At 39.1% G+C, this 25512-nt stretch carries 29 protein-coding genes; 17 read left to right on the top strand and 12 right to left on the bottom strand.

The features are described 5' to 3' along the window. Window positions 1–4: 4 nt before the first annotated feature. Window positions 5–610: a nucleotide exchange factor GrpE gene (grpE, locus tag FPK91_RS06915; RefSeq protein ID WP_144209849.1), complete on the top strand. Its 606-nt coding sequence runs from the start codon at window positions 5–7 to the stop codon at window positions 608–610. Window positions 611–723: 113 nt separating this feature from the next. Here grpE and dxs read toward each other — a convergent pair whose 3' ends face one another. Genes dxs through xseB form a run of 3 tightly spaced genes read right to left on the bottom strand, consistent with a single transcriptional unit; the run spans window position 724 to window position 3742 of the window. Continuing rightward, a complete protein-coding gene (gene dxs / locus FPK91_RS06910) occupies window positions 724–2601 on the bottom strand; it encodes a 1-deoxy-D-xylulose-5-phosphate synthase (RefSeq protein WP_144209846.1) in 1878 nt (625 codons plus the stop codon). Between the two features lie 20 nt (window positions 2602–2621). Next, window positions 2622–3503 (bottom strand): (2E,6E)-farnesyl diphosphate synthase, encoded by an 882-nt coding sequence (ispA, locus tag FPK91_RS06905; protein WP_144209843.1) that lies wholly within the window; start codon window positions 3501–3503, stop codon window positions 2622–2624. 2 nt (window positions 3504–3505) lie between these two features. Continuing rightward, a complete protein-coding gene (xseB, locus tag FPK91_RS06900; protein ID WP_144209840.1) occupies window positions 3506–3742 on the bottom strand; it encodes an exodeoxyribonuclease VII small subunit in 237 nt (78 codons plus the stop codon). Between the two features lie 391 nt (window positions 3743–4133). Here xseB and pomA point away from each other — a divergent pair, with 391 nt between their 5' ends. From pomA to thiI, 3 genes are all read left to right on the top strand, one after another. Next, a complete protein-coding gene (pomA, locus tag FPK91_RS06895) occupies window positions 4134–4901 on the top strand; it encodes a flagellar motor protein PomA (protein WP_144209837.1) in 768 nt (255 codons plus the stop codon). A gap of 3 nt (window positions 4902–4904) precedes the next feature. Continuing rightward, complete coding sequence (locus tag FPK91_RS06890; RefSeq protein ID WP_144209834.1) at window positions 4905–5840, top strand: flagellar motor protein MotB; 936 nt, start codon at window positions 4905–4907, stop codon at window positions 5838–5840. A 369-nt stretch (window positions 5841–6209) separates the two neighbouring features. Next, the gene (gene thiI / locus FPK91_RS06885) at window positions 6210–7664 is read left to right on the top strand and encodes a tRNA uracil 4-sulfurtransferase ThiI (protein ID WP_144209831.1); all 1455 of its coding nucleotides are present in this window, start codon (window positions 6210–6212) and stop codon (window positions 7662–7664) included. Window positions 7665–7845: 181 nt separating this feature from the next. Here thiI and FPK91_RS06880 read toward each other — a convergent pair whose 3' ends face one another. Beyond that, the gene (locus FPK91_RS06880) at window positions 7846–8082 is read right to left on the bottom strand and encodes a hypothetical protein (RefSeq protein ID WP_144209828.1); all 237 of its coding nucleotides are present in this window, start codon (window positions 8080–8082) and stop codon (window positions 7846–7848) included. A gap of 181 nt (window positions 8083–8263) precedes the next feature. Between FPK91_RS06880 and FPK91_RS06875 the strand changes: the two genes are divergently transcribed. The 4 genes from FPK91_RS06875 (at window position 8264) to rlmM (ending at window position 11638) form a co-directional block, all read left to right on the top strand. Next, a complete protein-coding gene (locus FPK91_RS06875; RefSeq protein ID WP_144209826.1) occupies window positions 8264–9175 on the top strand; it encodes a transcriptional regulator GcvA in 912 nt (303 codons plus the stop codon). 51 nt (window positions 9176–9226) lie between these two features. Continuing rightward, window positions 9227–9955 carry an alpha/beta family hydrolase gene (locus FPK91_RS06870; RefSeq protein ID WP_227006707.1) on the top strand — a complete coding sequence of 243 codons (729 nt, stop codon included), beginning with the start codon at window positions 9227–9229 and terminating at the stop codon, window positions 9953–9955. Window positions 9956–9976: 21 nt separating this feature from the next. Further along, window positions 9977–10360: a DUF423 domain-containing protein gene (locus tag FPK91_RS06865; protein WP_144209823.1), complete on the top strand. Its 384-nt coding sequence runs from the start codon at window positions 9977–9979 to the stop codon at window positions 10358–10360. A gap of 183 nt (window positions 10361–10543) precedes the next feature. Further along, the gene (rlmM, locus tag FPK91_RS06860; RefSeq protein ID WP_144209820.1) at window positions 10544–11638 is read left to right on the top strand and encodes a 23S rRNA (cytidine(2498)-2'-O)-methyltransferase RlmM; all 1095 of its coding nucleotides are present in this window, start codon (window positions 10544–10546) and stop codon (window positions 11636–11638) included. A 95-nt stretch (window positions 11639–11733) separates the two neighbouring features. Here rlmM and queF read toward each other — a convergent pair whose 3' ends face one another. After that, window positions 11734–12588 carry an NADPH-dependent 7-cyano-7-deazaguanine reductase QueF gene (gene queF / locus FPK91_RS06855; protein WP_144209817.1) on the bottom strand — a complete coding sequence of 285 codons (855 nt, stop codon included), beginning with the start codon at window positions 12586–12588 and terminating at the stop codon, window positions 11734–11736. A gap of 59 nt (window positions 12589–12647) precedes the next feature. Between queF and syd the strand changes: the two genes are divergently transcribed. Continuing rightward, window positions 12648–13298, top strand: coding sequence for a SecY-interacting protein (syd, locus tag FPK91_RS06850; protein ID WP_144209815.1), 651 nt, complete (start codon window positions 12648–12650; stop codon window positions 13296–13298). A 315-nt stretch (window positions 13299–13613) separates the two neighbouring features. On the opposite strand, the gene FPK91_RS06845 is transcribed toward syd, so the two are convergent. Together FPK91_RS06845 and FPK91_RS06840 are read right to left on the bottom strand one after the other, a co-directional pair. Next, entirely contained in the window at window positions 13614–14387 is a 774-nt protein-coding gene (locus FPK91_RS06845; RefSeq protein WP_144209813.1) for a Zn-ribbon-containing protein, read from the bottom strand. Window positions 14388–14435: 48 nt separating this feature from the next. Next, window positions 14436–14768 carry a hypothetical protein gene (locus FPK91_RS06840; protein ID WP_144209810.1) on the bottom strand — a complete coding sequence of 111 codons (333 nt, stop codon included), beginning with the start codon at window positions 14766–14768 and terminating at the stop codon, window positions 14436–14438. A gap of 194 nt (window positions 14769–14962) precedes the next feature. Here FPK91_RS06840 and FPK91_RS06835 point away from each other — a divergent pair, with 194 nt between their 5' ends. Next, on the top strand, window positions 14963–15349 hold the full coding sequence (locus FPK91_RS06835; protein WP_144209807.1) for a DUF3192 domain-containing protein: 387 nt from the start codon (window positions 14963–14965) through the stop codon (window positions 15347–15349). On the opposite strand, the gene FPK91_RS06830 is transcribed toward FPK91_RS06835, so the two are convergent. After that, on the bottom strand, window positions 15346–15576 hold the full coding sequence (locus tag FPK91_RS06830) for a DUF2789 domain-containing protein (protein WP_144209804.1): 231 nt from the start codon (window positions 15574–15576) through the stop codon (window positions 15346–15348). The two genes, FPK91_RS06835 and FPK91_RS06830, sit on opposite strands and share 4 nt — an antisense overlap. 168 nt (window positions 15577–15744) lie before the next feature. Between FPK91_RS06830 and FPK91_RS06825 the strand changes: the two genes are divergently transcribed. Both FPK91_RS06825 and FPK91_RS06820 read left to right on the top strand, forming a co-directional pair. After that, entirely contained in the window at window positions 15745–16374 is a 630-nt protein-coding gene (locus FPK91_RS06825) for a GNAT family N-acetyltransferase (RefSeq protein ID WP_144214227.1), read from the top strand. Between the two features lie 13 nt (window positions 16375–16387). Continuing rightward, the gene (locus FPK91_RS06820; RefSeq protein WP_144209801.1) at window positions 16388–16702 is read left to right on the top strand and encodes a DUF962 domain-containing protein; all 315 of its coding nucleotides are present in this window, start codon (window positions 16388–16390) and stop codon (window positions 16700–16702) included. A 1703-nt stretch (window positions 16703–18405) separates the two neighbouring features. Here the strand turns inward: FPK91_RS06820 and FPK91_RS06815 are convergent. Together FPK91_RS06815 and FPK91_RS06810 are read right to left on the bottom strand one after the other, a co-directional pair. Beyond that, window positions 18406–18792, bottom strand: a complete 387-nt coding sequence (locus tag FPK91_RS06815) for a DUF3301 domain-containing protein (protein ID WP_144209798.1) — start codon at window positions 18790–18792, stop codon at window positions 18406–18408. Beyond that, entirely contained in the window at window positions 18789–19817 is a 1029-nt protein-coding gene (locus FPK91_RS06810) for a DUF3549 family protein (RefSeq protein ID WP_144209795.1), read from the bottom strand. The genes FPK91_RS06815 and FPK91_RS06810 overlap by 4 nt, the downstream gene beginning before the upstream one ends. A gap of 120 nt (window positions 19818–19937) precedes the next feature. On the opposite strand from FPK91_RS06810, the gene FPK91_RS06805 reads away from it, so the two are divergent. Next, window positions 19938–20255, top strand: a complete 318-nt coding sequence (locus FPK91_RS06805; protein ID WP_144209792.1) for a YqcC family protein — start codon at window positions 19938–19940, stop codon at window positions 20253–20255. A gap of 1 nt (window position 20256) precedes the next feature. After that, entirely contained in the window at window positions 20257–21138 is an 882-nt protein-coding gene (gene truC, locus FPK91_RS06800) for a tRNA pseudouridine(65) synthase TruC (RefSeq protein ID WP_144209789.1), read from the top strand. Window positions 21139–21269: 131 nt separating this feature from the next. On the opposite strand, the gene FPK91_RS06795 is transcribed toward truC, so the two are convergent. Then, a complete protein-coding gene (locus FPK91_RS06795; protein WP_144209786.1) occupies window positions 21270–21452 on the bottom strand; it encodes a hypothetical protein in 183 nt (60 codons plus the stop codon). A gap of 158 nt (window positions 21453–21610) precedes the next feature. On the opposite strand from FPK91_RS06795, the gene FPK91_RS06790 reads away from it, so the two are divergent. From FPK91_RS06790 to purU, 3 genes are all read left to right on the top strand, one after another. After that, entirely contained in the window at window positions 21611–22075 is a 465-nt protein-coding gene (locus tag FPK91_RS06790; RefSeq protein WP_144209782.1) for a flavodoxin, read from the top strand. After that, entirely contained in the window at window positions 22027–23499 is a 1473-nt protein-coding gene (locus tag FPK91_RS06785; RefSeq protein WP_144209779.1) for a PTS transporter subunit EIIC, read from the top strand. The genes FPK91_RS06790 and FPK91_RS06785 overlap by 49 nt, the downstream gene beginning before the upstream one ends. A gap of 216 nt (window positions 23500–23715) precedes the next feature. Beyond that, entirely contained in the window at window positions 23716–24588 is an 873-nt protein-coding gene (purU, locus tag FPK91_RS06780; RefSeq protein WP_144209777.1) for a formyltetrahydrofolate deformylase, read from the top strand. Between the two features lie 89 nt (window positions 24589–24677). Here purU and dapD read toward each other — a convergent pair whose 3' ends face one another. Continuing rightward, window positions 24678–25502 (bottom strand): 2,3,4,5-tetrahydropyridine-2,6-dicarboxylate N-succinyltransferase, encoded by an 825-nt coding sequence (dapD, locus tag FPK91_RS06775; protein ID WP_144209774.1) that lies wholly within the window; start codon window positions 25500–25502, stop codon window positions 24678–24680. Between the last annotated feature and the right edge of the window lie 10 nt (window positions 25503–25512).

Genomic DNA, 25512 nt, shown 5'->3' with positions numbered 1-25512 from the left:
GAAAATGAGTAACGAGTCAAATAAAGTAGATCAAGACATCATTGATGCAGAAGTTGTCAATGAAACAGAAACCGAAGCGCCTCAAGAAGTTGATGAGTTAACTCAAGCCAATCTTAAAATTGAAGCTTTAGAGCAACAACTTGCAGAGTCACAAGCAGCTTTAGCAGACCGAAAAGATGTTGAAATTCGTGCGGCAGCAGAAACCGCTAACATCCGTACTCGTGCTGCCAAAGATGTTGAGAAAGCACGTGCTTTCGCACTAGAGAAGTTTGTTAACGAACTTCTACCAGTATTAGATAATATGGAACGTGCGTTAACAGGTGTTGATGCAGAAGATGAAGCAACCAAAGCGATTGCAGAAGGTGTTGAATTAACCATGAAAGGGTTAATGGCTGCTGTTGAGAAAAATGGCGTAGTGCTTGTTAATCCATTAGGTGAAGCATTTAACCCAAATCATCATCAAGCTATCGGTATGCAGCCTAGTGCTGAATACCCGAAAGATACCGTTATGCTTGTTATGCAAAAAGGTTATACCTTGAAAGACCGTGTATTGCGTCCTGCAATGGTTATGGTATCGCAAGGCGGTCCGAGTGTTGATACACAAGCGTAATTGAGCAAGTTAACGCTTTATTGGTCCATAAAGGCTTTATAAAGTGTGATTAATAAAAAAAGGACTGCATTTGCAGTCCTTTTTTTATGGTTTTGATTAGGTGTTTACTCAACTTATACCAAGTACTCTTGGATTTGCGCTAAAACGCCTGCAGCATCAAGTCTAAGCTCTTGGATGATTTCATCCGGTGCGCCGTGTTTGATAAATTCATCAGGTAAACCGATTTGTAACACAGGCTTTAAGATTTTCATCTTATGTAATGCCTCAATCACACCGCTACCCGCACCGCCCATAATGGCATTTTCTTCAACTGTGACTATCACATCATGACTATTGGCTAATTCAGCCAATAAGGTTAAATCTAATGGCTTTACAAAACGCATGTCTGCAACGGTAGCATCAAGTGTCTCAGCGGCTTCAAGTGCTGCGGCTAGCGTCGTACCAAAGTTAACGATAGCGACACGCTGAGTTTCTTTTTGGCTTTGTCGTTTCATTAAGCCTTTGCCAATGGGTATCGCCGTCATTTCTTCTGTCGGAGCGATGCCTGTAGCGCTACCACGAGGATAACGCACTGCAGTAGGGCCATCTTGGTAGCAATACCCGGTATACAGCATTTGACGACATTCATCTTCATCTGAAGGCGCCATAATAACCATGTTAGGCACACAACGAAGGAAGCTTAAATCAAAGGCACCTTGGTGAGTTGGACCATCTGCACCAACAATACCGCCGCGATCGATAGCAAATAACACTGGTAGTCGTTGTAAGGCTACATCGTGTATGAGTTGATCATAACCGCGTTGTAAGAATGTTGAGTAAATAGCGACAACAGGCTTAAAGCCCTCACAAGCAAAACCAGCACCTAATGTGACAGCATGTTGCTCTGCAATTGCGGCATCAAAGTATTGGCTAGGAAAACGCTGTGAAAATTCAACCATCCCTGAACCTTCACGCATGGCAGGAGTGATGGCTAATAATTTTTCATCTTTATCTGCAACATCACATAACCATTTGCCAAACACTTGAGAGAATGTTGGTGAACTTGGCTTAGCTTTTGGTTTTTTAAATTGAGTGTGGTCAAATTTAGGTACCGCATGCCATCCAATAGGATCTTTTTCTGCTGGTTCATAGCCACGACCTTTCTTGGTCATTATATGAAGAATTTGCGGACCTTTTAAATCGCGCATATTTCGCAGTGTTTCAACTAAAGAATCAACATCATGACCGTCAATAGGGCCGATGTAATTGAAACCTAATTCTTCAAATAAAGTACCTGGAACGACCATACCTTTGAGGTGTTCTTCGGTTCGCTTAGCCATTTCTTTAATGACAGGCATACCTTTAAGGACTTTCTTGCTGCTCTCTCGAATCGTTGTGTAGAAACGACCTGACATCAGTTGTGCGAGGTGATTGTTTAATGCACCGACATTTTCTGAAATAGACATTTCATTGTCGTTTAACACCACGAGCATATCGTTGTGCAAATCACCAGCGTGGTTCAAGGCTTCAAAAACCATTCCGCCAGTCATTGCACCATCACCAATAACAGCAACTACTTTACGGTCTTTTTGCTCTTTCTCAGCAGCAACAGCCATAGCCAATGCTGCACTTACTGAGGTGCCTGAATGACCCACGCTAAAAGTGTCATATTCACTTTCTTCACGCCACGGGAAAGGGTGTAACCCATTCTTTTGACGTATGGTGTGCATTCTGTCACGACGACCAGTCAGTATTTTATGAGGGTAAGCTTGATGACCTACATCCCATACCACACGATCAAAGGGCGTGTTATAGACGTAATGAAGCGCTACTGTTAATTCAACAGTACCGAGGCCTGAAGCAAAGTGGCCACTTGAATTACTGACTGATTTAAGTAGAAACTGTCTTAACTCATCAGATAGCTGCGGCAGCATACCTTGAGGCAGTTTTTTTAAATCATCAGGGGTATTAGCTTGGGCTAATACCGGAAATTGAGAATTATCGAAACTCATATGGAGATAAAATGTCTCTTTTATAATCTTCGCGCAATAATGTAGCGGGCGAAGTCTGCGATTAACTGGCTATTGTAGGTCAATTTTGCCAGCGCTGATAGTGCATCTTTAATTAGTTGCTCGGCGCATTCGTTTGAACCATCGAGTCCTAATAATTTAGGGAATGTACTTTTATTTGACTCTTCATCACTGCCTTGAGGTTTCCCTAACTCTTCGGTACTGGAAGTGATGTCTAAAATGTCATCTTGAACTTGAAAAGCTAAACCAATATTAGCTGCAAATTCACGAATGACTTGTTGTTCAGTGTTATCGGCAGAAGATGCAATGAGCGCTAATTCTGCTGCACAACTTATTAATGCGCCGGTTTTTTTGTTATGTAACTGGGTTAGCTGTTCGATATTTATACGCTTGTTGGTCGCGCTAAGATCAATTGCTTGTCCGCCGCACATACCAGTATAACCTGATGCTTTTGCTAAAGCGGTAACCATGGCAAGTTGTTGCGACGCTGAAATTTTGTCATTAGGCTCGCAAATGAGCTCAAATGCTAGCGTCTGTAATGCATCACCCGCTAAAATAGCTGTCGCTTCATCAAAAGCGATATGAACTGTTGGTTGACCGCGCCTTAGCGCATCATCGTCCATGGCGGGTAAGTCATCATGAATCAAAGAGTAAGCATGAATACATTCAATTGCTGCTGCGGCATTATCAAGTTGTTCAAGATCGGCACCTAACATCTCACCAAGGCTATAAACCATAAACGGTCTAATTCGTTTACCACCTAATAAGGCACCATGGGTCATCGCAGCTTTTAATGCTGGCGCAGTATCATCAAGCTCAGCAAGTTTAGTTGCTAAGACATGATTCACGCGTTGTTGGTATTTTTCAATTGATTGGGCTAACACACTTATTCGCCTTCAACGGTAAATGGGCTTAAGTCAGTATCATCTTCATTTAATAAGATTGAGACTTTTTGTTGGGCTTGTTCTAGCTTAGATTGGCTTTGGCGTACTAACTTTATACCACGCTCAAACTGTTTAAGGGCATTGTCTAAAGTGACTTCACCTTGCTCAAGATCTGCAACAATGTTTTCAAGTTCCTCTAAGGACTCTTCAAAACTTAGATTTTCAGGTTTTTTTGCCACAATGTTTATTCCTTCTGTTCTGCGGGGCACAAGGTATATCAGGCGGAGCTAAGGGTCAAATTCAGTGGTTGTTTATTTGCTCAATAGCACGCTTTGTGAGTGATAATTTATAATATTTATCAGATTTAACTAAACTTGAGATGAGTTTGACCGATATAGTTAACGAATACCAGCGTAACTGTAACGTTTTGAAGTCGTTGTTACTGGTAATATAAATAAAATTATTCGCCTTCATTATGCTGTTTTATATCAATCTCACACAAAAAATGTAGAAATTTGTGCGGTGTGGGAGTTTTTGTTCATTTGAACTTTTGCCCTAGAAGCTCATGGTGTTACATTGGTATCCATAGAGTTTAGGCAGTATCACTAAGACTACATTCAAGGAGACATTGTGGATTTAGCAACCCTGATAGGTTTGATCGGAGCCTTCGGTTTTATTATTGGTTCTATGGTGAGCAGTGGTGGTATTTCAATTTTTATTGATGTGCCTTCTGTGATGATCGTATTTATCGGCTCATTGTTCGTCGTCATGATGAAATATAATTTAAAGCAGTTTTTAGGCGCGGTAAAAATTGGCGCTAAAGCTTTCATGTTCAAAATCGATAATCCTGAAGAGTTAATAGAACAATCAGTCAGTATGGCCGATGCTGCCCGTAAAGGCGGTTTTTTGGCATTAGAAGAAGCGCAAATTACTAATAGTTTCATGCAAAAAGCCGTGGATATGTTAGTGGATGGTCACGATGGCGACGTTGTGCGTGAGGCGCTGGAAAAAGATATTGCTCTAACCGAAGAAAGACATAAAACAGGTGTAGGTATTTTCAAAGCCTTGGGTGATGTTGCACCTGCAATGGGGATGATTGGTACGCTGATTGGTTTGGTTGCCATGCTATCAAATATGGATGATCCCAAATCGATTGGCCCTTCTATGGCTGTTGCATTATTAACAACGCTTTATGGCGCCATTATCGCGAATATGATCGCGATACCTATTGCCGATAAATTACAGTTACGCATGAGTGAAGAGCTATTAAATCGAAATTTGATAATGGATGCTGTTTTAGCAATACAAGACGGCCAAAATCCAAGAGTCATTGAAGGATTTTTGAAGAATTACTTAGCTGAGAAACAACGTCAAATCGATACCACGGACGGAGAGTAACTCATGGCTAAAAAAGCCAAGTGTGATTGTCCACCGCCCGGAGCACCTTTATGGTTAGCGACATTTGCTGATCTAATGTCTTTATTGATGTGCTTTTTTGTATTGCTACTAGCGTTCTCAGAAATGGACGTCATGAAGTTCAAACAGATTGCTGGTTCAATGAAGTATGCCTTTGGTGTGCAAAATAAAGTGGAAGTGAAAGATATTCCTAAAGGCACGTCTGTTATTGCATTGGAGTTTCGTCCAGGTAAGCCGGATCCCACTCCGATTGAAATTATTAATCAACAAACCAACGAAATGACCGAGCAAACCATTGAGTATCAAGCGGGTGATGATGCCAGTGCTGGTGGAGTGCAAAAACAACAAGGTGAAGATCGAGGCGGTAATGCTTCTGCTACTGCTCAACAGCAAGCCCAAGCTCAGCAAGCACAGGCGATGTCTGAACAAGAAAACATTAATGACCAAGTTAAGAAAATGGCTGAAAAACTGAATGAAGAAATTGTCGATGGCGCGATAGAAATTGAATCGTTAGGACAACAAATCATTATTCGGATCCGTGAGAAAGGGTCTTTTGCATCGGGTTCGGGTTTCTTACAGCCAAGATTTAAACCGGTAGTACGATCTGTCGGCGAGTTATTGAAAGATGTGCCAGGCGTGATTACTGTATCGGGTCATACTGATGGTATGCATATCAGCAATGAGCTTTATAGCTCCAACTGGGACTTATCAAGTAAACGTGCTGTAGCTGTTGCTCATGAATTAGTTAAAGTAAAAGGATTTGATGAGGCTAGAATGCGCGTAGTGGGGATGGCTTCAAATGCACCATTGGTGGCAAATGATTCCAATCAAAACCGAAGCCGCAATCGCCGAGTTGAAATATCAATTGAACAAGGCAAGCCAAAAGAGTCTGCAGAAATAGAAGTTACGCCGCCCGAATAGTTTACGAGAAGTGTCAAAACGTGATAATAAAATGCCGTTTATATTCTAAACGGCATTTTTATGTCTGCTAATTTATTTTTCTATTTGAATGAAATTACGAATTCAATCCTGATTAAGCGGATAGATAGTTCATTTTATTCAACTTTGATTGCTGCCTTTTTCTACAAGTATCACACTTGTACTTTTAAAAATTTATTGTGTTTGGTATATAGACAGTTTTTGCTATAATCCCGCCTTTCATGGCTGGTTATATTCCAGCCATTATTATTTTTGACTTTTATGAGTCAGTGTTGAGTGAATCGATTTTGAATATCTGTTAACTCAAGCATCGTAAAAGCTAACATCAAAATCAGTTGCCGCGGAAATCCAATGAAGTTTATCGTAAAGTTATACCCAGAAATCATGATGAAAAGTAAAACGGTTCGTATGCGTTTTACCAAAATTCTTGAAACAAACATTCGAAATGTACTTAAAAAAGTCGATGATGAAGTAAAAGTACAACGTCAGTGGGATCGTATAATGATCCACGTTAATAGTGATGATCAATCTCGTATTAACGCGCTTGCTGAGCGTTTAGAATGCATTCCAGGTATTGCTCATGTCGTCCAAGTGGATGAATATGGTTTTGATTCAATGGATGATATTTATCAGCAAGTATTGCCTGTGTATAAAGAGCAACTAGCCGGTAAAACTTTCTGTGTCCGTGTAAAGCGTACTGGTAATCATGATTTCAAATCTATTGAAGTTGAACGTTACGTGGGTGGCGGATTAAACCAGAATACTGATGCATTAGGTGTGAAGTTAAAAAATCCTGATTTAACGGTAAACTTAGAAATAGATCATGAAAAACTGTATATGGTTGTTCGCCGTATTCCTGGTTTAGGTGGTTTCCCTATGGCGACCCAAGAAGATGTGTTATCACTTATTTCAGGTGGTTTTGATTCAGGTGTGTCTAGCTATCAGTTTATTAAGAAAGGAGCTCGTACTCATTACTGTTTCTTCAACTTAGGCGGCGCACAGCATGAAATTGGTGTTAAACAAGTTGCTTATCATTTATGGCAGAAATATGGCGAGTCTCATAAAGTTCGCTTTATGACGGTGCCTTTTGAGCCAGTGGTTGCTGAAATTTTAGAGAAAATTGATAATGGCCAAATGGGCGTTATTCTTAAGCGTATGATGATGCGTGCAGCCACAAAAATGGCTGAAAAGTACAACATTCAAGCTTTGGTGACTGGCGAGAGTCTAGGCCAAGTATCAAGTCAAACATTAACTAACTTGAACGTGATTGATCGCTGTACCGACCTATTGATTTTACGTCCATTGATTACGATGGATAAGCAAGACATCATTAATGAAAGTCGCCAAATTGGTACTGAAGATTTTGCTAAAGCCATTCCTGAATACTGTGGCGTCATTTCTCAAAAACCTACAGTTAAAGCGGTATTAGCTAAAATTGAATCTGAAGAGTTGAAATTCAGCGAAGATTTAATTGACCGTATCGTTAATGATGCTGTTGTTATTGATATCAAACAAATTGCTGAAAAAGTAGAAACTACAGTGAGTGAAACTGAAACTGTTGACGCTATTGAAGTGGATCAGATTGTTGTTGATATCAGAGCGCAAGATGAAGAAGAGCAAAGCCCACTTCAAATTGATGGCACTGAAATCTTAAAAATCCCTTTCTTTAAGTTAGCAACTCAATTTGCTGATTTAGATAAGAGTAAGACTTACCTACTTTACTGTGACCGTGGCGTTATGAGTAAACTACAGGCGCTTTACCTTACTGAGCAGGGTTACAGTAACGTAAAAGTCTATCGTCCTTAATAGGGTATAGGAGCATCGCTAGTCGCTGCTCCTGATTGATAACTTGCCTCAGATAGTTTTTATAAATAGGTAGGTGATTTTATATTTTGATGAACGTTGAAGAATAAAATCAACCCATAAAAAAACCGCATTTCCAATTAAATGGAGAATGCGGTTTTTTTGTAACTGTTTTTAAAGTAAATTAATCAGCAGTGCGTATTTCAGCCGTGGTGATTGTTTCTTCTGTTTCTTTGTCAGCGACTAAAGTGCTGTTAACATCAGCTTGAACATTATTTTTCATTTCAGTCATACTTTGTTCAAGCTCTGCATTGATTGACGCTTGAAGATCACTGATATCAATTCCTGAATCAGTGGCGTTTGCGCCAAAAGCAAAAGAAGAGAGTAAAGCTACTGTAGCTAATGATTTTAAATTTAACATAAGGGTCGCCTCCGGGCTGACAATTCACACTGTCGGACATTCCCTTTTTACTACGTAGAGATTGTCCAACTCACCATATTTTTGATGGTTATAATTTAAACGAACAGAGTGTTCTTTACAAACGACAAAATATAACGATAATCATTAGAAAAACTAATTAAAAAACGAGAGATTGATCACTATGTCGCGAAGATTGCCTCCTTTGAATGCCGTAAAAGCATTCGAAGCCGCAGCAAGACACTTGAGTTTTACGCGTGCTGCTGAAGAGTTATTTGTCACACAGGCTGCGGTAAGTCATCAGATTAAAGCACTGGAAGATTATCTAGGGCTTAAACTTTTTCGACGCAAAAATCGCTCGCTTTTATTAACAGAAGAAGGCCAGAGTTACTTCCTCGATATTAAAGATATTTTTATCCAACTGGGTGAGTCTACTGAGCGACTTTTAGCAAGAAGTGCTATTGGTTCACTTACTGTTAGTATGTCCCCAAGCTTTGCAATTCAATGGCTTGTACCTCGGCTAGCTAAGTTTAGCGAGAAAAACCCTGATATTGACGTCCGCATTAAAGCGGTCGATAGTGAAGCTGATTCTTTAACTGATGATGTGGATGTTGCCATTTATTATGGGCAAGGAAATTGGGCAGGATTAAGAGCCGATAAATTACGTAATGAAGTCCTTATTCCTGTGTGTTCACCACTGCTACTTAATGGACCTAAGCCATTAAATAAACCTAGTGATCTGAAAAATCATACCTTGCTTCATGACTCTAGTCGTCACAATTGGCAAGCATGGTTTAGGAAATGCGGGATTAGTGAAATTAATGTTAATTCTGGGCCAATATTTAGCCACTCGTCATTAGTTTTGCAAGCTGCAGCTCATGGTCAAGGTGTCGCATTAGGTTATAGCGTACTTGCAAGGCCAGATATTAAAGCAGGAAGATTAGTCTGTCCTTTTTCTGAAGTGCTCGTCAGTAAAGATGCTTATTATCTTGTATGCCAACAAAATCATTCTGAGCTGGGTAAAGTTGCTGCGTTTAGAGAGTGGATGGTCGATATGTTTGCTGAAGAATCTCGCAGCGAATTACTTTCTGGTTAATTGATATTAACTTGAAATGAACACTTAATTATTCATTAAACAAAAAACACCATGGACCCAGTTATCACAACTATGAATGAAACATTAGAAATTGAATCGATATTACAAGGTAAGCCCAGTAAAACCCTAGTGGTATTAGCCCATGGTGCGGGTGCGAATATGCACCATGAATATATGGTAGAAGTGGCTAATGGCCTAGTGGCTATAGGTTATCAAGTGTTACGCTTTAACTTCTTATATATGCAAGCCAATATGCAAGATGGTAAAAGAAGACCTCCGGATAGAGCGCCTAAATTACTAAAACATTTTACCGCTGTACTCAATGAGCTTGAAGTATCAATTACTGCCAATGAACTTGCAGTAGACAATATCGTATTAATGGGTAAATCAATGGGCGGCAGAATGGCTGCGACATTGTTAACCGATGATGAACTCATTATCAATGATGAGTTAGTGTCGCTTTCAGCTCCGCTCAAAAATTTGATAAAAGGCTGCGTTTGTTTGGGTTACCCTTTTGTTCCTTTAAAAGGGGGGGAGCCAAGACTTGATCCGCTAAATAATGGCACCTTGCCTATTATGGTTGTGCAAGGTGAGCGTGATAAATTTGGTGGTATTGGTGAAATTCCACAATGGGATCTCAATAAAAAAATTAAACTGAGTTGGATTACTGATGGCGATCATAGTTTTAAACCTCGCAAGTCGTCAGGGACAACCTTAAGCGCTAATCTTCAACATTGCATAACAGTATGCGATGAATTCATCACAGAGATAACGCAGTAAATTTTATAAGGCGACATTTGAATGAAGAAAGGTTTGTTATTATTAGCGGCATTGAGTGGTTTTCTTGCCGTGGCTTTAGGGGCTTTTGGCGCTCACGGTTTAAAAAGTATTGCTCCGCCTGAATTAGTCGCCATTTTTAAGTTAGGCGTTGATTATCATTTTTATCATACCTTTGCGATTATCGCTGTGGCATTTAGTGGTCACTGGATAAGTTCTAAATTACTTGATTGGGCAGCATATCTATTTTTTGTCGGGATATTCTTATTCTCTGGTTCATTATATTTGTATGCCTTTACTGGCGCCAAATGGATTGGGCCCATTACGCCAATGGGCGGTGCTTGTATGCTACTCGGCTGGCTTTTATTTGCTATTGCTATCGCCAAACATCCGGGCAATAAATCATAATCATTGGTTTTAACCATTAGAATTAAAGCAGCAGAATGGCATTCATTCTTGCTGCTTTTTTTGTTTTAGGCTTTTGTATTTTCTATTTAACACAGTGGCATAAAATTTAAGTATAATGCCCCCATTATTTTGTCGTTAGACCATACTGTGAAGCAGTTATGGTTATAAAGCTTAAGGCTTAACATGAAAAACCTATTTATATTTTGCCGCTCAGGTTATGAAAAAGATTGCGCAGCAGAAATACAACAGCGAGCAGCTGATTTAAATATTGGTGGATTTGTTAAAACAAATACCAATGATGCTTATGTTATTTATCAATGTTTTGATGAAGACGGTGGTGAGCAACTAGCAAAGCAAATTGAACTTAATTCGTTAGTATTTGCGAGACAAATGTTTGCTGCTGGCGATTTACTTAAGGAATTGCCTGAAAAAGATAGAGTTTCTCCTGTTGTGGCGGCTTTGAGTGACATTAAAAATGCCGGTGAGTTACGTGTTGAAACGCCAGATACCAATGAAGCAAAAGAGCTTTCAGGTTTTTGTCGCAAGTTTACCGTGCCTTTGCGTCAGGGGTTAAAGAAATCGGGTTCGTTACTTGCAAAAGAAAGTGACCGTAGACCGATTCTTCACGTTTGTTTCATAGCACCTGGTACGGCATATGTTGGCTATTCACTATCGAATAATAGTTCTCCATATTTTATGGGCATACCGCGCCTTAAAATGGCCTCTGATGCGCCGAGTCGTTCAAGTTTGAAACTAGATGAAGCCTTTGGTCACTTCTTAACAAAAGAAGAGCAAGAGATGCGTTGTCGTTCAGGTCTTCATTCTGTGGATTTAGGTGCTTGTCCAGGTGGCTGGACTTATCAACTTGTTCGCCGAGGCATGTTTGTCGCAGCTGTTGATAATGGTCCAATGGATCAAAAATTGATGGATACAGGGCAGGTTAAGCATTATCGCGCCGATGGTTTTCGTTTCGAACCACCAAGAAAGAATATTTATTGGTTAGTGTGTGACATGGTAGAGAAACCTTCTCGCGTAGCTGAACTTGTTGAAGCTTGGGCGATTAATGGTTGGTTTAAAGAAGCTATTTTTAACCTTAAGCTGCCAATGAAAAGCCGTTATAAAGAAGTTAGACAGATTTTAGATACCATGGCTGAAATTTTGAACGAGAATGGTATTACCGATTTTAAGCTTCAATGTAAGCATCTTTATCACGATCGTGATGAAGTGACTGTGCATTTGTGGGTTAAGCCTAATACTGCTTGGGCATTCAACATTTAAGGTTTAAAAACCTATTTCCTAGTTAAACTGGGTTGATAGAAAAAAGGCACTTTATATTATTAAAAGTGCCTTTTTCGTTTCTGTATTTTATGAGATTACTGTCTTGCGAGTCGATGCGTCTCTGGAGGCTGCTCAAAATCACTTCTAAATGGATTGATATCTAAACCACCTCGGCGGGTATAACGAGCATAAACCGTTAATTTAGAACATTGGCAATAGCGTTTTAGATCAGTAAATATGCGCTCAACACATTGTTCATGGAACTCGTTGTGTTGGCGGAATGATATTAAATAACGCAGTAACTTCTCACGGTCAATTTTAGGTCCCTGATAACGGATCATGACACTGCCCCAATCAGGCTGCGAAGTAATAAGGCAATTAGACTTGAGTAAATTCGATGTAAGCGTTTCTGCTACATTTTTCTCATCAGTACTGTCTTCAAGGTATTCTGGTTTAAATTGGTAATCACTGACTTCTATATCAAGCTCATCAATACAGGTACCCGGTAACTCGACAATTCTTTGGGTGTTGAAATTTTTTGGTTCAATGATTTTTACGGATACATCCCCATTTGCACACAGACTAAGATCGTTAACCAATGTTTGTTGTACTAAATCAACACTATCAAAATGAGTTTGGTTAAAGCTGTTCAAATAAAGCTTAAATGACTTTGATTCAATTAAGTTATCACTTTCTATGGCAAGGAAAACTTCAATAATGGCAACCATAGGTTTGCCTTTTGCATTGAGCCAAGACAATTCATATCCTGTCCAAATATCGGCGCCTTGAAAGGGTAATTCAGCCGTTAATGAAATAGCATCTCTATTTAGCTTACGAGGAACCCCTTGCAGCAATGATGCATCATATTCAGCTTGATATTGCGTAGCTTGTCCTAAAGTTAAACCTTTAAGTGCTTCTGCATCACTATAGGGATCGTGATTGTGTGTCATCTAGTCTGTTTCCGTGTCAAAATAGAGTTTTATTATAACGTATATTTGGAGCTTTTTACGTGTCTTGTTCAACTTCATTAGATCACTTTTCTAACCGCTACATTCAAGCTTATCAAGATAGCTTAGGGGAATTACCGCGTTTTTACCCATTGGGCCAAGGCTCTGATTGCATTGAAGGTGAGTATGATGCTGAATCCGATAAAGCTGTTTTTTGGAAGGCTGTAAAGCGCGAAAATACCTCTGATTTCAGTAATGTAGATCATGCTTTGGATTTAAAGTTACATGAAGATATTAACGAATTTTATGGCCATTTTTTTTCAGCGCCACTGTATTTTGATTCGCAATGGGGTGAAGGGGAATTACTTCAAGTTTGGAACCAACAAGACTTTGAATCTTTGCAACAAAATGTGATTGGTCACTTGATGATGAAGAAAAAGCTCAAACAAGCACCAACCTGGTTTGTTGGCGTATTGGGTGATGGCGATAATATGCTGACAATCGATAATGAAGATGGCAGCGTATGGATTGAAATACCAGGTAATAAGCCACATGAAAAACTTGCAGATAGCCTAGCTGGGTTTATCGATAGCTTAACCCCAAGAGTCACACCAGCAATTGAACCTGTAGAAGAAGATTATGGCCATGTGCCACATCCGGGTATTTGGCAGCGGATGAAAATGATGTGGAATGATTTATTGAAACGTAAATAATAAAACGACGTCATTAAAATGATTTGATAATAGAAAGCCTGACTTATTGAGTAATAAAGTCAGGCTTTTTATTTTTCACTATTTACTTTTCACTAACTAATAGAAGCTTACTGATGATCCCAAGAAATATTAGACACTATGCGGCATGGTTCACATCTCCGAATATGAGTGAAACATATCTTGGTTAGTGTTTCTTATTAGCATTCATCAGTGCGTTATTGATGAGCCCAAGCTATATTAGACATAATGCTGGCAGCTTCTAATATGAGTGAAATATATCTTGGTTAGTGTTTCTTATTAGCATTCATCAGGAGGTTACTGATGATCCCAAGAAATATTAGATACTATACGGCAAGGTTCACACCTGAAATGAAACATATCCAATAATGGTTCATCCAATAGCCATTCTTTTGAGCCGCAACGAGGACAAGCGCGTTTTTTCTCGCTAGCAAGACTTTCACCACCTACTCGATAGAGATAATAATAGGTTGGGATTTTAGTTAAGTATTCGACTCTGCCTCTGATATCCCAACCACGTCTGAATAAGTCACTCTTATGGCTGGTCATTTCTTCTAATGCTGCAAACTCAGCTTTGGTAGCTGCCGCCATTTGCAGTTCATCGCATGCTTGCCACTCTGTTTGCCAACGAATTACACGCTTGTGATCGCCATTAAAACTGGCTGGTATTTGATAAAGCGGAATAGGTAGTAAATTATCGCCACTTCTTATTGGCGAACACATATGAACATAGCTGGTGTAAAGCACTTGCCAGCTTGGGGTCTCAGCATTGCTTTGTTCAGAGTTTATATCTTGGCCGATAAACTTTTCACGTGGCGCTAATAGTTTTGCTTCTGTTAGCAGTGTCAGTGCATGTTTCACCCAAGGGCTATTGTTACGCGCCGATAAACTACTTTTTTCAGGCATCAGCAGTCTCACTTTGAATTCGCCTTCGTTGAAAGCAACTGCAAATTCTCTTCCGAGTATTTGGCCATTGGCTCTTAAGGATTCTAGAAAGTTATTTATCGCTTTTTCAGCGGCAGTGATAGTGGTATCAGCAAAACATTCAAATCTGAGTTCAGTAACAAACATGGTTTTCCATTTTCTTATCGCGGGTAAGGCATCAGGTTAAGGTGATGATTAATTTTCTAATTTTACTATTCGCGCTTCAAGTGCTGTGATTTTTTGATCATAGTCATTTTGAATAAGCTCAAACCTTGCTTGCCACTTTTGTTCTAGCATTACGAGCGGATCGTCAGAGTTTTGAGTTGTAGCGGGTTCCATCATCGCAGCTAAATCGGGTAGGTCTTGCCATTGCTCTTTTGGAATAGCTTTAAATTGCTGTAAACCTTGTATAAGAGTAGGCATAGGTATTCTTTTACCCAATTTACCTTTTATCAGCGCTAATGTTGGCGTATGGCCTGCAATAGCAATGGACTTTGCCGCTGCAAGGACTTGTTCAATTGGACTCATAATTAGTGAAAATCCCTAAGTAGGTTTAGTTAAAATACTCTAAAATTGTGAGAGGATTAAAAATAGTTAATTAAATCAACGTTATAATTTTTGGCACGTTTTTAGCTTAATAAGTATTGAGAACAGTATAACTTACTCTGAAAAACAGTTTCAGAAGAAATTATATAAGAACAATTTATAAAAAGGGACGTATCATGAAATCAAAATTGGGTATTGCATTAATAATGGCTTTTGCGGCGACGTCATTAAGTGGTTGTGTGTTGAATGTTGGCGATCACGAAGGTAATCGCAGTGATTCATACTGGGAAAAACAACAAAAAACTAATCGCAATAATTTGTCAAAGCTGTCAATCGGTATGACAAAAGATCAAGTGTCGATATTAATGGGAACAGCTGATTTTAGTGAGGCTTATGTCACGCAAGCAGATTCTGAAAGTAAGAAGAATGAGGTTCAGGTGTTTTTCTATCGTACGCAATGGAGTAAAGGTGACGGTAAAACAACAAAGGATGAATGTACGCCTGTCGTAATCAGAGACAATAAATTAGTCGGTTGGGGCGAAACCGCTTACCAAAAGATTTAACTTCTTAATAATACGTCCAGTTGGTCAATTAATTCAGACCACTGGGCGTCTTCATTTAATGCTTCTTCCAAAAAATGTTTTTGTGCTTCATTCCAGAATGTGGCCTGTGAAATAGCGATGTTTTTTGGTATTTCATGTTGCTCAATAAATAGTGTAATACTTTCTTCAGATGAGCCTAATCCTAGTTGCTGAAACAAATGTTCCAGTGTCGCTGTTGTTGTATCCATGCGCTTAACCCCTGCCAATGATTGATATACATCTTACTAAGGTTAGGTGACTCTATTTAAATTGCAATATGTTTCAAAGTTGTTAAGTTGAGAGTATCAACTTGACGAGTTAAGAGTGACAAAATGGAAAATAATCCTGTGGCGCAACCGAGTTTGAATCCATCGACTGTGGAACAGCCGAATTTGGAAGATAAAAGAGCAGTCTATTTAACTGCTGAGGATCTTAGAGTCGCAGCCTCGATTATCTACAATGCTTACCATGATGACCCTTTCTTTGTTGAAGCGTTAGCCACCACTAATCAAGTAAATTACGAGCAAAAGCTTAGGGCGGCTATTAGAGAAGAACTTACCGAACTATGGCAACAAGAGCAGCCACTAATTGGTTGGTTTGATGGTAAGCGATTAATTGGTGTTGCTTGCGTGATTACACATCAAGTGCCCCTTGGTGAAAGTCGTTATTGGCACTGGCGCTTAAAAATGGTGCTAGGTACAGGTTGGAACTCCACTCAGGCTTTCATTAAAAAAGAACATACCATTTTGGAAAGCTTGCCAAGTAAGCAATATGGGATTTTGCAATTCATTGCTTTAGGGACAACAGAGCAAGGAAAAGGCAATGGGGCTAAGCTAATTCAAGCGGTATTAAGCTGGTGTGATGATCAACTTGAACTTAATGGTATTGGTGTATTTGTGAATAACCCTAAGCATTCAGCACTATTTATTCGTGAAGGTTTCAGCCATTTAACTGATCAAACCATTGGCACAGTTGATGGTGAAATTCTTACTTATCAAAGTAAATAAACAAGGAAGATAAATGGCTGATAAACAATATCAAGACTTTAAATCATTTTACCCTTTCTATTTGTCACAACATCAGAATCTAGTGTGTCGACGCTTGCATTACATTGGTTCAGGATTAATTGTGTTGCTACTTTTGTTCACGCTATTTAATCAACAATGGTGGCAACTGTTATTTATTCCCGTCATTGGTTATGGCTTTGCATGGGTTGGACACTTTGTTTTTGAAAAAAATAGACCTGCAACATTTGAGTATCCTATTTATAGCTTCTTAGCTGACTGGGTTATGTTTGCACAAATGTTAAAGAAAATTATTTTTAACAAGTTTTAACCAAGACATCTATAACCTTAGTGTGTGAGACTTATCTCACATGCTTGTAGGTAATCTATCTTTACTTCGTCTACATTCTCTCTGGTTATATTTATTTATCATTTTAATACATGATGTTATGAAAATTTTTATAAATATTCATTTGTGAATTTTTTGTTTCATTATGTTTTATCTGTTTTTCCTTTCCTTATTTCACTTAAAATAAATTCATTGAGTCGCAACATGAATAAAACAAGATGTTTTGTTTAATGATGCACTTATTGTGAATAGTCATTTTTGCTTAGCAAAAGCCGTAAAAATACATTTCAGGATGAAGTGTTAATTTAACATTCGGTCGAACTTATTCATGAGAGTTATTCAGGATGAACAACTCTCAATAAAACTAATTCAGGATGAAGTCAGGACACGCTCAAGGAATGGGCATGAGCTCAGTTAAGGATTAACTGAAACAAGGAAGACACCATCATCAGGATGATGAAGGATTGCAGGATGCACAATACTAGGATGGTATTTTAGGAGTAAGACGCTCAGTCAAACGGACAGACTGATTCAAAGGAATGAAAGCTCAAGTATGAAGCGTAAGCTTAAATACAAGGAAATTGAGTCGCAGGGATTGAAGGAGCAAGGAGCACTTAGTCGCATGGATGGAGCAGGGAGCATAATTTAGCAGGATGGCTAACATAGCGTAAAATCGGCGCAATCCTAATTTATTAGGGTTGCGCTTTTTTACATCTAGTCTAAGTGAAATATGCATATGTAAAATTTACATATGTTAAATATGTAAATGTGATATCAGGCCAAACTTCCTTTATACCTTGCTCTTGTGTGCGACATATCTCACAAGAGGTGTGAGATTTATCGCTTTAGTTAACGACTTTAGTTTTGTTGTTTTTTTAACTACTTGTTTTTGAAAGTTTTGATGTTTTTTTGATGGTGCGGTGAGTGTTGCATGATTGTGGTGTGACTGTAGGTGCATACTTATGTATTACAAGTTGCACTATAATAGTCCCCAAGGAAGCAAACTAGCACAGGATGTGTTGAAGTTGTTTACAGGATTTTAAGTAATATCTTTCACAATAGTTTGTTGTGATGATTTATTTCAGGATGAAGCGTTACGATTGAAGTGCTAATCAGGATGATTAAAAACCATTAAATCGTAAGCAGTATAAAGTAATATATTTACAGTGACTCACAGATGAACACTAAGGATTGTGGCATTTTGATGAGAAGAGTGAAAATGGATTTCACTATCAGTATTGACTGTATTTTATGGAAGAATGATTACTTTATCCAAATTTGGACATCAATAAAAGGATTTACGCCATAAAGGAATATGGTGAATGCATTGGATGCATAAATTGATTCAAGGACGTCATGGAAGAAAACCAAGGATGAATTAAAGGACACGCTTAAGGATTTGAGCAGGCTCGGTCAAGGGATAATCGAGTAAGAGGGACAGTACTTAAGTGTACAAGGAATATCAAGGATTGAATAAGGATAGCGCAGGGAGCAAGTTAGACGCATGGATGGTGCAGGGAGCACAAAAATAGCTGGATGGCTTAACAAAAGTACAAGAGACCGCGACAATTTATTGTCGCGGTCTTTCTTTTGGCTGAAGCTTCAAAAAGAGTAAAAATTGGTATTCTCAGTTCAACAATATCATTGCTGAACTTGCGGGGTAGCGTTATCTCATTGATGATAACTTACTTACATTTTCCTGTATTACAGCTAGACACACCGCCACATCCACCAAATTTTCCTTTTGCCATCGGGGCATCCATCCACTCCGGTTCTGGGAAAATAGGCCAATTGATTTTCTCTATTTTCTTACCGTGCATGTGGATATGTGCTCGATATTGATTCATACCATCGGTGCTGAATTCAAACATGAATTTAGCTCGCCAACAAAGGCCTGTTGTACCACCAAAACTGGGTCTCGCCGATTCCATCGCAATAGCAAGAAGTTGCACTTTTTGTTTGCCACAAGCGTTTTCTGCATACATACGACTAATCTCTGCCATTTGTCGTAATTGCCAAAAAAATGCAGCAATAACGACAACCGCTACGATTAAAATAAAATCTGACATCATTTGCTGACTGCCTTAAATAAACCGCCAATGGCCGCTGAAAGCTTTTCACTTCGCTCAGTGTTTCTTAACTCAAGCAATAACGGTTGGCGTAGACTAGGTATAGACACGATATCAGCAAATACTTGGTTAAAGAAGATTTGTGGTTGATTTGCTAAAACTTCTAGATAAAGTTTGCGAGTTTCATCATCTTTTAATGCTAACCAGTTTCTTGCAGCAATGGTAATTAATAGGTTTTCATCAAGTTGTTGGTACTTAATCAATAATTTTATCGCTTTTTGGGTTAACTCTGGTTTTGAAGCGAGTGCTCTAAGGTAGATATGCTTATGCTCAATTGGTGCTTGAGATAGCTTTTCAAACAAGGTTTCGGCTAAACAGTCATCAATGCTGACATGCTCTAGGCATTGGCAAATTGCAGCTTGCACTTCTACTGGTGCAAACTCAAAAGCGGCATTGATTTGTGCGGTGTGATCATGCAGCTCAAGGCGGACACAGACATCCGCAATACCTTGAAGGCCAAGTTGCTGCCAAGCGTCATCGTTTGTTTGAGGGCTTGATAATAATTGCGCAAAATAAGCTGCAGCAAATTGATATTGAACAGAAGGTTGCTGACTGAGTTGACGTTTAACTAAGGCATTAAATAATGCGAGCTTCTCCTGGCTAGGCTTAAAGCTAAAAGGATGATTAGCATATCGCTCTTGTTCTTCATCACTTATTGCTTTAGTTGGATCTTGCCCTAAAGCCTCTAAAATCATTTTAATGAATTGACTTCGCTGCGCTGGAGACAACAAACCTTGTTCATCAAGTGGAAGTTTTAAAAACCAAATAAAGGGTTGTTGGTCTTCTCGCCAAAATACGATGGCAAATTGCGCATGTCCCTGAGTGGGAAAAGGATAAGGGGTTTTCAATGCTTCAATTTGATTAAACAGCATCATATCGATATTTTCGACTCTGCGGCCTAAATCATAAACTTGAAATTGAGTATTAGCGGTGTCTAAAAATTCACTTAGGGTTTCGAGTTGGGTCATGATGTTTTTATATAGCGATTAACTTGAGCGTATTATAGGGTTAACTGCCTCCTGATGATATAATTAGTCACATAAACAACCGTGTTATTTTCAAATTTGTGTGAGCGATAATCTGCAGTTATGCCGTATATTAAAACAGAACAATATTTAATTCTGATAGAACAAAAACTCAAAGATACTGGCTTATGGTCAGCGAATGCCCCTTCAGCCAAAGCACTTGCTAGTACTTCTCCTTTTGCTTGTGACACTCTGCCTTTTGAGCAATGGATACAATTTATCTTTATCAAAAAAATGAAGCAGTTAATTATGAGTCATCAAGTTTTGCCTTCTAAAATTGCTTTAGCGCCTATGGCTGCTCATGTATGGAGTCAACGAAAAGACCTTATTGGTTTGATCGGATTACTAGCTGAATTAGATACCTTATTGGGTGAGCAATAATATGAATGATGATGAATACGTAAAAATATCTGACAGTGAAGAAGCTTTGCTGACAGAAGAGTTTGACCAAGTCATTGAAGCTAGCTTAGAAGGCAATTCAGCAGAGAATTCAGAAGATGAACAACCACCTGAATTGGAGATTCTTTTTGAAGATGAACATATTGTTGTTATCCACAAACCTGCTGGTTTATTAGTTCATCGTAGTTACCTTGCGCGAAAAGAGCGTTTTTTTGCTATGCAGTTAACTCGTGATCTAGTTGGTTGTCATGTCTTTCCTGTACATCGATTAGACAGGCCTACATCAGGCGTGCTGATATTTGCTAAAAGTAGCGAGGTTGCAAGAGGATTGTGTGAACAGTTTGAACATCATCAAGTGACTAAAGAGTATATTGCATTGGTTCGCGGAAATATGCAGGAAGCGGGTCGACTAGATTATGCATTAAAAATCGAGCTAGATGATGTTGCTGACAAAAAAGCGAATAAAGATAAGCCGCCTCAAGAGGCTGTGACTGATTACAAACCATTACTCAATAGTGAAATTCCCTTTAGTTCTGGTCGCTATCCTACTAGTCGTTTTTGTTTACTCAACCTTACGCCTCAAACAGGCCGTAAGCATCAATTAAGAAGACATATGGCGCATTTACGCCACCCAATCATTGGCGATACCACCCATGGTGACGGTAAACAAAATAAATTCTTTAGATCGCACTTTGAGATTAATCGACTATGGTTAATTGCAAAGTCAATCCGCTTTACTCATCCGGTGACACTCGAGAAAATGCACATTGAAACAGAATTAGAACAAGAGTGGCTGACAATATTTGAACAATTTGGTTGGGATGAAGAATCACTGGCTGCTAATCCATCAATGCTGATTTCATAGAGATAGCTACTTTTTTCGAAGCTTATAACCGACTTGTCATAAATGACTGAAATGAGATTAGATATAATTCTAAAGCGATAAATAAAAATCGTAACGTCACAATTTACGTTACGATTTTTTATCGCGTTAAATTAGCTCGCTTTTAACGGTGTTTTATCATGCTTTGATAATAATGCTTTCAACTTTTCAAACTCATCGACCTTAGCAAGAGGCTTACTGGTATCTTGTTGTTCGCATCTGAAATAATAATTACGTCTAATGTGGGCTGACTTATGTTGCAGTTTAAGCAATCTATGTCTATTAGCTTGGCGCATAACAATAACCTTAGATATTAGATAAGTTGTTACTTTTGTTTGTATTTTATACTTGCAGCCCAGCGCTGGAATACAGTATGGTGAAGCTATAAGCTTGAATTAATCGGCATTATGCAGAATTAATCAATGAAGTCAGTTAGCTTGGAGAAAAGTATATCATGGATAAAGTCACTTTAGTGTTCGGAACTGTATACGGTAGTGCGCAATTTGTTGCTGAAACACTTACTGATAAAATTGCTGAGTTAGACTTCATTACGAAACTGGTGCAACCTGCAGAACTGTCAGGTTTTGTGCCTGCCGAAGATGAGTATTTGATCGTGGTGACATCAACCACAGGACAAGGTGATCTGCCTGATGATATTTCATCTTGGTTTAATGAGTTACGCTCTGCAGCGCCTTATTTACCTAAATTAAAGTACAGTATCATAGGTTTGGGGGACTCCAGTTATGAGACCTTTTGTGGTGCCGCCAAACAGTTTGATGAGTTATTGACTGAACTTGGGGCAAAAAATATTACTGAAAGACTTGAGATTGATGCATGTGAAACAATGGAGCCAGAAACTGATGCTACACAATGGGTTACGACTTGGAAAACCGCAGTAGCTCAGTCTCAAAACAACTAAGGCTATTTAGCCAGCGTTGGTTTAAATTTGCTCAGCGCCTTAGTCAGGCGCTGTTAATCCCTATCGCCATTTTACCCGCTGCGGGCGTCATGCTCGGCTTATCAGCTAATCCTCTACCTTTTGTGTCTACCGAACTCGCCATTGTACTGTCTAATGTGGGTAATCTAATCTTTACCATGATGCCGTTACTATTTGCGATAGCGATTGCTATTGGCTTTTGTAAAGATCAAGGCATCGCCGCTTTTGTTGCTGTTTTTGGTTTTGGGGTCTTTGTTTCGACCATGGGGGCACTTACCACGATTTATCAATTACCTTCTAGACCCATTTGGGGAATTGAAACCATGGATACGGGGATTGCTGGTGGTGTATTTGTCGGTGCGTTGACATGCTTTGTCGTGCGAGTTAGTGAGGACGTTAAATTACCCGCTGTGTTTTCATTTTTTGAAGGCCAACGAAGCGCTGCATTAATCATTATTCCATTCTCAATGTTGATGGCATTTATCTTGGCGCATATTTGGCCAAACTTAGCTTACAGAATCGATTCTTTATCCTTATGGGCCGTATACCAAGATCCTGCTGTTGCCTTTGGTGTGTATGGCACCATTGAAAGACTCCTTATTCCATTGGGCTTACACCACATTTGGAATGCGCCATTTTATTTAGAAGTTGGGCAATACTTTGATGATGGTCAATTAGTAAGAGGTGAAATTGCCCGTTATCTTGCTGGCGATCCAGCGGCTGGAAATTTAGCGGGGGGTTACTTAATAAAAATGTGGGGGTTACCAGCAGCAGCGTTGGCTATTTGGCGTTGTGCTGATAAAGCTGAAAGGAACAGAGTTGCTGGCATTATGTTATCTGCTGCAACCGCAAGTTGGCTAACGGGTATCACTGAGCCTATCGAATTTGCATTTATGTTTGTGGCACCATTATTGTTTTTGATACATGCATTGTTAACCGGTTTAGCTTACAGCGTGTGTGTACTATTAGAAGTAAAACACAGTGTGGTATTTTCACATGGCTTAATTGATTTTAGTTTGCTGTTTGCTCAATCTAAAAATACCAGCTGGATATGGTTTTTAGGGCCGTTAACGGGATTTATTTATTACATTATATTTAGAGTTAGTATTGTCGCGTTCAACTTAAAAACACCAGGTCGTTTAGAAGCTGAAAACAACGGCAACAAGGAAAGCCTTCGTTCAATGATCAGTGCTCTTGGTGGGGCAGATAATATCGTGGAGTTAAATGCTTGCCTTACAAGGTTACGACTTTCTGTGGTTAATCCTAAATTAGTGGATAAACCTAGGCTGATGCGTTTGGGGGCTAAAGGAGTGATCAAAGTAGGTAATGGGGTTCAAGTTGTTTTTGGTACTAAAGCTGAAAGTTTAAGAAAGCTACTGCAAAAGTATCTAGATACCCGCAAATAATTATTCATACTTTAAAATAATTACCTAAAAACTGTCTATTTAATAACGTAGTAATACTTTTAGCTGTAATCCTTGAATTATAAAGCCCTTTAGTGACATTTCATTTAACAGCTATGATACAAATAAAGATTGTTTGGTATTTGATATGCTGTTTTTTATATCATTTCAAACCAAGTCTAATTGTTATTGATTTTATTTATTGTGAGCAAAAAGTGTATGAATCCAAAATATAGTCCTATTCAAAGCTCTGAGAGTCTGCAGCGTAAAATTCTAATAACAGATTGTGAAGACGCACAAGGCCTTATCGCAAAAATTACTGGTGTGTGTTTTGCCCATCATCTTAATATCATTAAAAACACCGAATTTGTCGATCATGAACAAGGGCGCTTTTTTATGCGTACAGTGCTTGAAGGTCAAATTAACGATAACGCATTATTAGCTGATTTAACTGACGTGTTGCCATTACAAAATCATATGAAATTGGTTGATGCCGGTCGAAAGAAAATCGTTATTTTAGTCACTAAAGAGGCTCATTGTTTAGGTGATATCTTAATGAAATCGTATTACGGTGGTTTAGATGTCGAAATTGCAGCAGTAGTGGGTAATTACGATGTGTTGCAAAACTTAACGGAAAAGTTTGATATTCCTTTCCACCATGTCAGCCATGTAGGGTTGGATAGGGCACAACACGAGCAAGCCATGTTGGAGGTCATTAAAGATTATGATGCTGACTATATTGTACTTGCCAAGTTTATGCGTATTTTAACCCCTGAATTTGTTGCTGAATTCCCTAATACTATTATTAATATTCATCATTCTTTCCTTCCAGCATTTATTGGCGCTTCACCTTATCGTCAAGCTTGGGAGCGTGGGGTTAAAATCATCGGAGCAACAGCCCATTTTGTTAATAACTGTTTAGATGAAGGGCCGATTATTAAACAAGATGTCATCAATGTTGATCATAGCTTCAGTGCTGAAGAGTTGGCTCATAATGGCCGTGACGTAGAAAAAAGCGTGTTAAGTAAGGCATTGCAGTTGGTGCTTGATGAGCAAGTTGTGGTGTACGGTAATAAAACCGTTGTGTTTTAGCACACTGATTCGAATTTTTGAGCAGATACCTAATCGATAGAAATAAAAAAGGCCTCATTTGAGGCCTTTTTTATTTGTTGGTTAACGAATTAATCAACAATACGAAGTAATTCGTTAATACCCACTTTACCGCGAGTTTTAGCATCTACTTTCTTAACGATAATGGCAGCATATAAACTGTAAGTACCGCATTTAGATGGCAAGTTACCTGAAACAACGACGGAACCTGCAGGTACACGGCCGTAATGAACTTCACCAGTTTCACGGTCAAAGATACGGGTGCTTTGGCCAATGTAAACGCCCATTGAAATAACACTGCCTTCTTCAACAATAACGCCTTCAACGATTTCGCTGCGAGCACCAATGAAACAGTTATCTTCAATTATGGTAGGACCTGCTTGAAGCGGCTCAAGTACGCCGCCAATACCAACACCACCAGATAGATGCACATTCTTACCAATTTGTGCACATGAACCAACAGTCGCCCATGTATCGACCATAGTGCCTTCATCAACAAAAGCACCTAAGTTTACGTAAGAAGGCATAAGAACGGTGTTCTTACCTATGAAAGAGCCTTTACGGACTGTCGCAGGTGGCACTACGCGAATCGCTTCTTCTTTGAAACGCTCAGCGGTGTAATCTGTAAATTTCTGTGGCACTTTATCAAAGTACTTAGTATCACCACCATCGATAACCTGGTTATCGAAGATACGAAAAGAAAGTAAAACAGCTTTCTTTAACCACTGGTGTACATGCCATTCGCCATCAATCTTCTCTGCTACGCGAGCTTGACCTTTGTCTAGCATGCTAATAACAGTTTCGATATCTGCACGAACACTTGGCTCTACCGTGCTAGGTGTGATGTCCTGACGAGCCTCAAATGCAGCTTCAATGCGTTGGCGTAATGCCTCCATTACTTTCTCC

It is taken from the genome of Shewanella donghaensis, from assembly GCF_007567505.1.
Lineage (GTDB): Bacteria > Pseudomonadota > Gammaproteobacteria > Enterobacterales > Shewanellaceae > Shewanella > Shewanella donghaensis.
Note: the sequence above shows the minus strand (reverse complement) of the source record. Positions and strands in the feature narration are given on the sequence as shown.

What these genes read in the sequence shown, in the direction of transcription:
- FPK91_RS06875 (WP_144209826.1), top strand. Translation starts at nt 8,264, where the DNA reads ATGTCGCGAAGATTGCCTCCTTTGAATGCCGTAAAAGCATTCGAAGCC.
- purU (WP_144209777.1), top strand. Translation starts at nt 23,716, where the DNA reads ATGAATCCAAAATATAGTCCTATTCAAAGCTCTGAGAGTCTGCAGCGT.
- FPK91_RS06880 (WP_144209828.1), bottom strand. Translation starts at nt 8,082, where the DNA reads ATGTTAAATTTAAAATCATTAGCTACAGTAGCTTTACTCTCTTCTTTT.
- FPK91_RS06820 (WP_144209801.1), top strand. Translation starts at nt 16,388, where the DNA reads ATGGCTGATAAACAATATCAAGACTTTAAATCATTTTACCCTTTCTAT.
- FPK91_RS06815 (WP_144209798.1), bottom strand. Translation starts at nt 18,792, where the DNA reads ATGATGTCAGATTTTATTTTAATCGTAGCGGTTGTCGTTATTGCTGCA.
- FPK91_RS06810 (WP_144209795.1), bottom strand. Translation starts at nt 19,817, where the DNA reads ATGACCCAACTCGAAACCCTAAGTGAATTTTTAGACACCGCTAATACT.
- truC (WP_144209789.1), top strand. Translation starts at nt 20,257, where the DNA reads ATGAATGATGATGAATACGTAAAAATATCTGACAGTGAAGAAGCTTTG.
- queF (WP_144209817.1), bottom strand. Translation starts at nt 12,588, where the DNA reads ATGACACACAATCACGATCCCTATAGTGATGCAGAAGCACTTAAAGGT.
- FPK91_RS06785 (WP_144209779.1), top strand. Translation starts at nt 22,027, where the DNA reads ATGGGTTACGACTTGGAAAACCGCAGTAGCTCAGTCTCAAAACAACTA.
- dapD (WP_144209774.1), bottom strand. Translation starts at nt 25,502, where the DNA reads ATGGAGGCATTACGCCAACGCATTGAAGCTGCATTTGAGGCTCGTCAG.
- FPK91_RS06840 (WP_144209810.1), bottom strand. Translation starts at nt 14,768, where the DNA reads ATGAGTCCAATTGAACAAGTCCTTGCAGCGGCAAAGTCCATTGCTATT.
- FPK91_RS06835 (WP_144209807.1), top strand. Translation starts at nt 14,963, where the DNA reads ATGAAATCAAAATTGGGTATTGCATTAATAATGGCTTTTGCGGCGACG.
- FPK91_RS06830 (WP_144209804.1), bottom strand. Translation starts at nt 15,576, where the DNA reads ATGGATACAACAACAGCGACACTGGAACATTTGTTTCAGCAACTAGGA.
- FPK91_RS06795 (WP_144209786.1), bottom strand. Translation starts at nt 21,452, where the DNA reads ATGCGCCAAGCTAATAGACATAGATTGCTTAAACTGCAACATAAGTCA.
- FPK91_RS06865 (WP_144209823.1), top strand. Translation starts at nt 9,977, where the DNA reads ATGAAGAAAGGTTTGTTATTATTAGCGGCATTGAGTGGTTTTCTTGCC.
- thiI (WP_144209831.1), top strand. Translation starts at nt 6,210, where the DNA reads ATGAAGTTTATCGTAAAGTTATACCCAGAAATCATGATGAAAAGTAAA.
- dxs (WP_144209846.1), bottom strand. Translation starts at nt 2,601, where the DNA reads ATGAGTTTCGATAATTCTCAATTTCCGGTATTAGCCCAAGCTAATACC.
- FPK91_RS06845 (WP_144209813.1), bottom strand. Translation starts at nt 14,387, where the DNA reads ATGTTTGTTACTGAACTCAGATTTGAATGTTTTGCTGATACCACTATC.
- grpE (WP_144209849.1), top strand. Translation starts at nt 5, where the DNA reads ATGAGTAACGAGTCAAATAAAGTAGATCAAGACATCATTGATGCAGAA.
- rlmM (WP_144209820.1), top strand. Translation starts at nt 10,544, where the DNA reads ATGAAAAACCTATTTATATTTTGCCGCTCAGGTTATGAAAAAGATTGC.
- FPK91_RS06790 (WP_144209782.1), top strand. Translation starts at nt 21,611, where the DNA reads ATGGATAAAGTCACTTTAGTGTTCGGAACTGTATACGGTAGTGCGCAA.
- FPK91_RS06805 (WP_144209792.1), top strand. Translation starts at nt 19,938, where the DNA reads ATGCCGTATATTAAAACAGAACAATATTTAATTCTGATAGAACAAAAA.
- FPK91_RS06890 (WP_144209834.1), top strand. Translation starts at nt 4,905, where the DNA reads ATGGCTAAAAAAGCCAAGTGTGATTGTCCACCGCCCGGAGCACCTTTA.
- FPK91_RS06870 (WP_227006707.1), top strand. Translation starts at nt 9,227, where the DNA reads ATGGACCCAGTTATCACAACTATGAATGAAACATTAGAAATTGAATCG.